10 protein-coding genes are annotated in these 8,698 nt (G+C 70.0%); 4 read left to right on the top strand and 6 right to left on the bottom strand.

Annotation, left to right across the window (positions count from 1 at the left end; all coding sequences use genetic code 11):
* Positions 1 to 60: 60 nt before the first annotated feature.
* The 3 genes from P3W75_RS12120 to P3W75_RS12110 are packed head-to-tail and all read right to left on the bottom strand — an operon-like array spanning position 61 to position 2,020.
* Positions 61 to 813 (bottom strand): methyltransferase, encoded by a 753-nt coding sequence (locus P3W75_RS12120; protein ID WP_276227588.1) that lies wholly within the window; start codon positions 811 to 813, stop codon positions 61 to 63.
* Positions 806 to 1,114: a MazG-like family protein gene (locus P3W75_RS12115; RefSeq protein WP_276227587.1), complete on the bottom strand. Its 309-nt coding sequence runs from the start codon at positions 1,112 to 1,114 to the stop codon at positions 806 to 808. The genes P3W75_RS12120 and P3W75_RS12115 overlap by 8 nt, the downstream gene beginning before the upstream one ends.
* A 48-nt stretch (positions 1,115 to 1,162) precedes the next feature.
* A complete protein-coding gene (locus P3W75_RS12110; protein ID WP_276227586.1) occupies positions 1,163 to 2,020 on the bottom strand; it encodes a MaoC family dehydratase in 858 nt (285 codons plus the stop codon).
* 215 nt (positions 2,021 to 2,235) lie between these two features.
* Between P3W75_RS12110 and P3W75_RS12105 the strand changes: the two genes are divergently transcribed.
* Positions 2,236 to 3,228, top strand: a complete 993-nt coding sequence (locus tag P3W75_RS12105; protein ID WP_276227585.1) for an AraC family transcriptional regulator — start codon at positions 2,236 to 2,238, stop codon at positions 3,226 to 3,228.
* A 76-nt stretch (positions 3,229 to 3,304) separates the two neighbouring features.
* Positions 3,305 to 3,712 carry an EF-hand domain-containing protein gene (locus P3W75_RS12100; protein ID WP_276227584.1) on the top strand — a complete coding sequence of 136 codons (408 nt, stop codon included), beginning with the start codon at positions 3,305 to 3,307 and terminating at the stop codon, positions 3,710 to 3,712.
* A gap of 180 nt (positions 3,713 to 3,892) precedes the next feature.
* Here the strand turns inward: P3W75_RS12100 and P3W75_RS12095 are convergent, their stop codons facing one another.
* A complete protein-coding gene (locus tag P3W75_RS12095) occupies positions 3,893 to 5,248 on the bottom strand; it encodes a 3-oxoacyl-ACP reductase (RefSeq protein ID WP_276227583.1) in 1,356 nt (451 codons plus the stop codon).
* A gap of 164 nt (positions 5,249 to 5,412) precedes the next feature.
* Here P3W75_RS12095 and P3W75_RS12090 point away from each other — a divergent pair, with 164 nt between their 5' ends.
* Positions 5,413 to 6,693 (top strand): acetyl-CoA C-acetyltransferase, encoded by a 1,281-nt coding sequence (locus tag P3W75_RS12090; RefSeq protein ID WP_276227582.1) that lies wholly within the window; start codon positions 5,413 to 5,415, stop codon positions 6,691 to 6,693.
* A 148-nt stretch (positions 6,694 to 6,841) separates the two neighbouring features.
* Here P3W75_RS12090 and P3W75_RS12085 read toward each other — a convergent pair whose 3' ends face one another.
* A complete protein-coding gene (locus tag P3W75_RS12085) occupies positions 6,842 to 7,291 on the bottom strand; it encodes an Lrp/AsnC family transcriptional regulator (protein ID WP_276227581.1) in 450 nt (149 codons plus the stop codon).
* 166 nt (positions 7,292 to 7,457) lie between these two features.
* On the opposite strand from P3W75_RS12085, the gene yedA reads away from it, so the two are divergent.
* A complete protein-coding gene (gene yedA / locus P3W75_RS12080) occupies positions 7,458 to 8,345 on the top strand; it encodes a drug/metabolite exporter YedA (protein ID WP_276227589.1) in 888 nt (295 codons plus the stop codon).
* Between the two features lie 6 nt (positions 8,346 to 8,351).
* On the opposite strand, the gene P3W75_RS12075 is transcribed toward yedA, so the two are convergent.
* Positions 8,352 to 8,603, bottom strand: coding sequence for a hypothetical protein (locus P3W75_RS12075; protein WP_276227580.1), 252 nt, complete (start codon positions 8,601 to 8,603; stop codon positions 8,352 to 8,354).
* Positions 8,604 to 8,698 lie beyond the last annotated feature (95 nt).

Below are 8,698 nucleotides of genomic sequence, written 5' to 3'. Positions count from 1 at the left end.
CTGATTCTGCGCCTTGCCGCGCGCGCAGCGCCACCGGCGCCCGCGCATTCTGCCGTGGGCCTATTCCTGCGGGCGGCACAGCCAGTGCAGGTAGCGGCCGAGGCCGGCGAAGGCCGGGTGGCGGCGGTAGGCCAGTTCCATTTCCACCAGGTCCAGGGGCTCGGCCTTGTGCTGGAACTCCTGCGGCATGTAGTCGTGGAACACCCGCACGCCGCTGCGCGCGGCGATGTTCCAGGTGGTGGCCATGGCTGCCTCCAGCTCGCGTGGGTCCAGCGGTTCCTGCGGCGTCAGGCTCTGGCCTTCGCCGGCGAAGCGTTGTTTGCGCAGTTTACGGAAATGGCCCTTGAGCAGGTTGCGGTAGATCAGCGCGTCGCGGTTGTAGAAGGCCAGCGACAGCCAGCCGTCGCGGGCGGTCAGCTGGTGCAGCACGGGGAGGATGGCCTGGGGCTCGGCCAGCCACTCCAGCACGGCGTGGCACAGCACCAGGTCGTAGGGTTCGTCGAGCCGGCCGAGCAGTTCCTGCCACGGCGCCTCGATGAAGGTCGCCGCGCGGCCGGCCTCGGCGAAGCGCTGGCGGGCACCTTCGAGCATGGGCGCGGCGGGTTCGGCGAGGGTCACCTGGTGGCCGCGCTCGGCCAGCCACAGCGACATGTGGCCGAGGCCGGCGCCGATGTCGAGCACGCGCAGCGGGCGCTCGGGCAGCACTTCGGCCAGGTCGGCCTGGAGCACGGCCAGGCGGATGGCGCCCTTGGCGCCGTCGTAGATCTTCTCGGCGAAGCGCGTGGCCAGTTCGTCGAAATGCCGGTCAGCCATGCACGAAGCGCCTCTCGCTGTCGGCCAGTTTGGCGCGCACCACTTCGTCCATGTCCAGGCCCAGCTCGGCGCAGAGCAGCAGCAGGTAGAGGACGATGTCGCCGACTTCCTGGCCGGCGTGGGCGAGTTTCTCGGCGGGCAGCCGACGCGATTCGTCTTCCGTCAGCCACTGGAAGATTTCCACCAGCTCGGCCATTTCCACGCTGGCGGCCATGGCCAGGTTCTTCGGGCTGTGGAAGCGCTTCCAGTCGTTGTGGTCGCGGATCGCGTGCAGGCGCGCGGTGAGTGTTTCGATATTCATCAGGGGCTCCTCGGGAGCCCCATAGCTTCCGGCTTCAGGCCCGCCGCATCAAGCGTCGAGCGCTTTCCAGGCGCCGGCCATGTGCGGCAGCTCATCCTTGCCGCGCAGGCTGAACTGCCCGGCGGGGGCCGCTTCGCTGGCCAGCAGGGTCACGCTGGAAGGCAGCAGCACCGGCTTCTGGAAGCGCACCTCCACCTGGTAGCCGGCCGCCGGCAGGCGTTCGCCCAGGGCCGCCAGGCTGCGCGCCTTGTTCCACAGGCCGTGGGCGATGGCGCGGGGAAAACCGAACAGCCTGGCGCTGGCCGCCGACAGGTGGATGGGGTTGTAGTCGCCGGCCACGCGGGCGTAGCGCCGGCCGATGTCCGCCGGGCAGGGCCACTGGTCGATCTGCTCCAGCGCCAGCTCCGGCTGCTCCTCGCGCGGCGCCGGCGCGCCTTCCAGGCGCATGCCGCGGAACAGGATGCGGCTGTCGCCCTCCCAGAGCAGGCCGAGCTGGTCGTGCAGCTGGGTGATGATGCTGAAGGTCACGCCCTTGTCGTGGGGTTGCAGGTCCTGCACCCAGACGCTGACCTGGAACGGGCCCAGGCCGCCGAGCGGGCGCAGCACGCGGATGCGGTTCTCCAGGTGCACCAGGCCCAGCAGCGGGAAGGGGAAGCGGGCGTCGGTGAGCAGCGCCATCTGCAGGCCGAAGGCGAGGATGTGCGGGTAGGTCGGCGGCAACCGGTGGTCGTTGGCGAAGCCGCAGACCTGGCGGTAACGCTCCAGGTGCCCGGCGTCGACCAGCACCTGGGCGCGCAGGCCGCGCTCGGGCAGGCTGCGGCCGCGCAGGCCACGGCGCAGCGCGGCGCGCAGGAACAGGCCGGGCAGGGCGGGGGGAGCGGGCAGGTCCAGCCAGTCGTGGGGCATCGGGGCTCTCCAGGGGGCGAAAGTGCCCCCAAGCTTAGCCGCCGAACGCCGGCCGGCATTGGCCGGGGCGGGCCGCCGCGGCGGCAGGGCGGTCAATCGGCGGCTCTGGCCCGGGGGCTGTGGATAATTCGTCCGCCGCCGTGGCCTGTCTCTTGAGGGGCGGCGGCAAAGCTGCCTAAGATGGGCCCGCCTCATGGATAACCAGAATAAAGACCATGCGAGATCTGACCGACGATGTGGCGCTGATGCGCCCGGTGATCGACGCGCTGCGCGCCAGCGGCAGCGACCCTGACCGCGTGCTCGCGCGGGTCGGCCTGCCGCCGGGTTCGCTGCCGGCCGGGCGCTTCCCGCACAGCGCGCAGAACCTGTTCTGGAAGGCGGCCGCCGAAGAGTGCGGCGAAGAACACGTCGGCCTGTACCTGGCCGGGCACCTGCCGGCCTTCCACGGCCTGCTGCTGGAATACCTGTTCCTCTCCAGCGCCACCTTCGGCGAAGGCCTGCGCCACGCCCTGCGCTACGTGCGCCTGCTTTCCGACACCCTCAACGCGCGCCTGGAAGTGGAAGGCGAGCGCGCCGTGCTGCTGCTCGGCCACAGCGCCGGCACCAACCGGCACTTCCCGGAAATGCTCGCCGGCGCGGTGATCCGCCTGTTCCACGCGCTCACCGAAGGCGACTTCCGCCCGCGCGAGGTGCAGCTGATGCACGAGTTGGGCGCGCCGGCGGAGCGTTATCAACAGGTCTACGGCTGCCCGGTGCGCCTGGGCGCCGAGCGCTACGCCCTGGAGTTCGACGCGGCGGTGCTGGAAAAACCATCGCGCCACGCCGCGCCGGAACTGCTGCGCATGCACGAGTCGCTGGCGCGCCGGCAACTGGCCGAGGTGGAACGCCTGGACCTGGTGCGCAAGGTGCGCGAGCTGATCGGCGAGCTGCTGGTGGACGGCGGCGCCACCCTGGAACAGGTGGCGGCGCGCCTGGACATGCCGGCGCGGCGCCTGCGCGAGCGCCTGGCCATGGCCGGGGTGCGCTTCAACGACCTGGTCACCGACTACCGCTGCCGGCTGGCCAAGGAGCTGCTGCTGAAGACCGATGAGCGCATCGAGGTGATCGTCGAGCGCACCGGCTTCTCCGAGCCCAGCACCTTCTACCGCGCGTTCAAGCGCTGGGTCGGCGAAACCCCGGTGGAGTTCCGCAAGCGCGGCAAGGCCTGAACCCTGCGGATCGAAGCCGTTCGAGCGGGCCTGCGGTTAGCCTGCGCGGGTTCGAAAACCGGAGGGTTCACCCAAGATGCTTTGCCGATACCGTGCCTTTGCGCTCAGCGCCATCCTGCTCGCCTGTTCGGCCGCCAGCTTCGCCGGCAGCTACGGAGAAACCGCCTTCGCCCGGCTGGACAAGGACGGCGACGGCTATATCGATGCCCACGACCTGGCGCCGATGCGCGAGCGCATGTTCAAACGCCTGGACCGCGACGGCGACGGCTACCTGAGCCGCGCCGAAACCACCCCGCCCAATAGCACCCAGCCGGCCCCCAGCGCCTTGCCCTGGCGCGACACCGACGGCGACGGGCGCATCAGCCGCGCCGAGTTCGACGCCACCCAGCCGGCCCTGATCGCCCGCGCCGACAAGGACGGCGACCAGCGCCTGAGCCACGATGAGTTCGCCCAGCTGATCGCCCAGCGGCCAGCGCGTTCCTGAGCGGAAACCCTGCTCTTCGTAGGAGCGGATTCATCCGCGATATGTGCGCGGGGCGGATCGCGGACGGAGTCCGCTCCTACAGGGGAGGGGAGCGGTTTGCCGGGCGATTCACCCACAGGTGAACGCCGGCGTTGGCAGGGCGAATAACCGCTCGCGGTTATCCGCCGTTGCGCCTCGCCGTCAGGCGCCCAGCAGGCTCTGTCCACAGACGCGCAGCACCTGGCCGCTGACCGCGCCGCTGCCGGGCTGGGCGAACCAGGCCACGGCTTCGGCGACGTCCTGCGGCAGGCCGCCCTGGCCCATGGAGTTCATGCGCCGGCCGGCCTCGCGGATGGTCAGCGGGATGGCCGCGGTCATCTGCGTCTCGATGAAGCCCGGGGCCACCGCGTTGATGCTGATGCCCTTCTTGCCCAGGGCCGGGGCCCAGGCTTGCGCCAGGCCGATCAGGCCGGCCTTGCTCACCGCGTAGTTGGTCTGGCCGAGGTTGCCGGCGATGCCGCTGATCGACGCCAGCAGCACCACGCGGCCGTTGTCGTGCAGCCGGCCGGCGTCGAGCAGGGCCTGGGTCAGCACCTGCGGGGCCTTGAGGTTGACGTCGATCACCGAGTTCCAGAACGCCTCGCTCATCTTCGCCACGGTCTTGTCGCGGGTGATGCCGGCGTTGTGCACGACGATGTCGATGCCCTCGGGCAGCGCCTCCACCAGCTGCGCGCCGGCGTCCGCCGCGCAGATGTCCAGGGCCAGGCCACGCCCGCCCAGGCGCGCGGCCAGGGCGTCGAGGGCTTCCTTGGCCGGCGGCACGTCCAGCAGCACCACTTCCGCGCCATCGCGGGCCAGGGTCTCGGCGATGGCCGCGCCAATGCCGCGCGCCGCTCCCGTCACCAGCGCGCGCTTGCCGGCGAGCGGGCGGCTCCAGTCCTGCACCTGTTCGGCATAGGCGGACAGGCGCACCACCTGGCCGGACACGTAGGCGCTCTTCGGCGACAGGAAGAAGCGCAGGGCGCCTTCCAGCTGGTCTTCGGCGCCCTTGCCGACATACACCAGCTGCACGTTGCCGCCCCGGCGGATCTCCTTGCCCAGGGAGCGGCTGAAGCCCTCCAGGCTGCGTTGCACGCTGGCGGCGATGGGGTCTTTCAGCGATTCCGGGGCGCGCCCGAGGATCACCACGTGGGGGCACAGGCCCAGGCCCTTGATGGCCGCCTGGAAGAAGTCGCGCAGTTCGATCAGTTGCTCGAAGCCGGTCAGGCCGCTGGCGTCGAACACCATGGCCTTGAGTTTCGGGCCGTGCTCGGCGGTCCAGCGCGGCAGGCCGTACTGGCCTTCCACGGCGCTGTACACGGCGTCGGTCAGGCGCTGCGCAAAGCCCAGCACGGCCTCGCCCAGGTTCCCCGTGCCGCCCAGCAGCAGGGCGCCGTCCACCGGCCGGGTGCGCCCGGCGCTCCAGCGTTCCAGGCGTACCGGCGCGGGCAGGCCGAAGGCGCCGACCAGGCGGCGGCCGACGTTGGAGTTGGCGAAGGCGATGTAGCGGTCGGTCATGGGGGGCTCCTGCACGGGTACTCGATAGTGCCGACCACTCTACGCAGGCGCCGGTTCCGCGCAATTGACCGCGCTGACCTGCGCCGCGGCGGGGCGGCCAATGCGACGGGACCGGCTAAGGTTAGCCTGTGCGCAACCCTCGTTCAGCCCGCAAGGAGCCTTGCATGACCCAACTGCGACGGGTCGCCATCGTCGGCGGCAACCGTATCCCCTTCGCCCGCTCCAACACCGTCTACGCCACGGCGAGCAACCAGGAGATGCTGACCAGCGCCCTCGACGGCCTGATCGAGCGCTTCCAGCTGCATGGCGAGCGCCTGGGCGAGGTGGTGGCCGGCGCGGTGCTCAAGCACTCGCGGGACTTCAACCTGACCCGCGAATGCGTGCTGGGCACCCGCCTGGCCCCGGAAACCCCGGCCTACGACATCCAGCAGGCCTGCGGCACCGGCCTGGAAGCGGCGATCCTGGTGGCCAACAAGATCGCCCTGGGGCAGATCGACTGTGGCATCGCCGGCGGCGTGGACACCACTTCCGACGCGCCCATCGGGGTCAACGAGGGGCTGCGCAGGATCCTCCTCGAGGCCAATCGCGGCAAGTCCAACGGCGACAAGCTCAAGAGCCTGCTGAAGATCCGCCCGCGCCACCTGATGCCGCACATCCCGAAGAACGGCGAGCCGCGCACCGGCCTGTCGATGGGCGAGCACTGCGAACTGATGGCGCAGACCTGGCAGATCCCCCGCGATGAGCAAGACAAGCTCGCCTTCGAAAGCCACCACAAGCTGGCCGCGGCCTACGCCGAGGGCTGGCAGAACGACCTGATGACCCCGTTCCGCGGCCTGACCCGCGACCAGAACCTGCGCCCGGACATCAACCTGGAGAAGCTCGGCACCCTCAAGCCGGTGTTCGAGAAGGGCCCGCGCGGCACCCTGACGGCGGCCAACTCCACGCCGCTGACCGACGGCGCCTCGGTGGTGCTGCTGGCCAGCGAGGAGTGGGCGAAGGCGCGCGGGCTGCCGATCCTGGCGTACTTCCGCGATGGCGAGGCGGCGGCGGTGAATTTCGTCGGCCAGAACGCCGAGGGCCTGCTGATGGCGCCGGTCTACGCGGTGCCCCGGCTGCTGGCGCGCAACGGCCTGAGCCTGCAGGACTTCGACTACTACGAAATCCACGAAGCCTTCGCCGCCCAGGTGCTGTGCACCCTCAAGGCCTGGGAGGACGCCGAGTACTGCAAGACCCGCCTCGGCCTGGACGCGCCGCTGGGCTCGATCGACCGTAGCAAGCTCAACGTCAAGGGCAGCTCCCTGGCCGCCGGCCATCCCTTCGCCGCGACCGGCGGTCGCATCGTCGCCAACCTGGCCAAGCTGCTCGATGCGTCTGGCAAGGGGCGCGGGCTGATTTCGATCTGTGCGGCGGGCGGGCAAGGTGTGACCGCGATCGTGGAAAGGTAATCCAATACATCGGGAGGCTTCGGCCGTCCCGCGATGTAACAGCAACTCCGTGACTTCAGGCGGTGCCGCGCGAGCGGCGCCGCCTCTTTTTTTGCCCGCGATTCGGGGTCGGTAGGCGCGCGATGCGCGCGAATCGCGGGACGGGCGGTCAGGCGCCGCCCTGGAGCATCGCCGGGTGCACCCGCCCGTCCAGGGTGGTGGACAGCACCAGCGAGGTCTTGCTCGCCCCATGCTGCGCCAGCTGGTCGATCAGCCGCTCCAGCTCCGCCGTGTCGGCCACCGTCACCCGCAGCATCACGCAGGACTCGCCGGTCACCCGGTAGCAGTCGATCACCTGGGGGATTTCCGTCAGGCGCTCCAGTTGCAGGGCGCCGCGGTGGTCGTTCAGGCGCAGTTCGATCAGGCACTGGATCGGGCGGCCGAGCTTGGACAGGTCTACGCTGGCGTGGTAGCCGGTGATCACCCCGTCGGCCTCCAGGCGCGCCACGCGGTCGGCCACCGCCGGCGGCGAGAGGTTGATCCGCCGGGCCAGTTCGGCGAAGGACAGGCGGCCGTTTTCCAGCAGGGCGGCGAGCAGGGCGCGGTCGTACTTGTCCATGATTTCGTCTCGCTGTCGATTCGATGGAGGTGGCGTGGAATTTCCATCGAAACAAAAGTGTTCCGCCCGTTAAAGCGTTGGCTGTGCCTTATCCGGCGGTGTTCGACTTAATAAAATGAGGCGCTACGACCCACTTGTCGAGCCTCCTGCCATGTCCGTCATGCCCATGCCCAAACCGCGCGTCTCGCTGACGCTGATTGCCGCCTTCTTCGCCCTCTACTTCATCTGGGGCTCGACCTACCTGGTGATCCGCATCGGCGTGGAAAGCTGGCCGCCGATGCTGATGGCCGGCTGCCGCTTCGTCATCGCAGGCGCGTTGCTGTTCGCCTGGGCGCTGTACCGCGGCGCGGCGCTGCCCAGCGCCAGGCAATGGCTGAACGCCGGGGCCATCGGCATCCTGCTGCTCAGTTGCGGCAATGGCGGGGTGACGGTGGCCGAGCACTGGGGCGTGGCCTCCGGCGTGGCGGCGCTGGCGGTGGCCACGGTGCCGCTGTTCACCCTGGTGTTCGCGCGCCTGTTCGGCCAGCGCAACACCGGCCTGGAATGGGCCGGCATCGGCCTGGGGCTGTGCGGCATCGTGCTGCTGAACCTGGGCAACAACCTGCAGGGCAGCCCGGCCGGCGCCGCGCTGATCCTCTTCGCCGCCGCGTCCTGGGCCTTCGGTTCGGTGTGGAGCCGGCGCCTGGACCTGCCGGCCGGCCCCATGGCCAGCGCGGTGGAAATGCTGGTGGGCGGCGCGGCCCTGCTGATCGGCAGCCAGCTCGGCGGCGAGCAGCTGCAGCAGTGGCCGGACCCCCGCGGCTGGCTGGCGCTGGGCTACCTGGTGGTGTTCGGTTCGATCATCGCCTTCAGCGCCTACGTCTATCTGCTGGCCAACGTGCGCCCGGCGGCGGCGACCAGCTACGCCTTCGTCAACCCGGCGGTGGCGGTGCTGCTCGGCGTGGCTTTCGCCGGCGAGCGCATCGGTTGGGCCGAGGCGCTGGCCATGGCGGTGATCATCGGGGCGGTGGTGCTGATCGGGCTGCCGCAGTGGCGGCGGCGCGGGGAGGGCTGAGGCGGCTCAGTCGATGGGTACGATGCGCACCCGGGTGACCCCGGCGCGATCGGCACTGAGCTTGAGGTTGGGCACCAGGTTCGGCTCCCAGGGCGCGTCGGTCAGGCCGGTGGGATCTTCGCCGGTCTCCTGTGCGAGGTGCAGCAGCACCTGCAGCAGCGCGAGAAACTCGTTGGGTTCCTCGGACCACTCGTGGATCAGGCGGCGCGGCTGTTCGCGCAGGCGGTAGTGGATGGCGTAGCGGTGGGTGGCGTTCATAGTGGCACCTCCGCATGCTAAGACACCTGAAAACGTCAAAAATCCCATCACAATTCAGACTAGCCGACGTATGGTCATTTTTTCGCCACTTGTCG

Origin of the sequence: Pseudomonas citronellolis, assembly GCF_029335315.1 — a bacterium.
Lineage (GTDB): Bacteria > Pseudomonadota > Gammaproteobacteria > Pseudomonadales > Pseudomonadaceae > Pseudomonas > Pseudomonas citronellolis_A.
The sequence above is the reverse complement of the archived record's forward strand: the minus strand, read 5'-3'. Positions and strand labels throughout refer to the sequence as shown.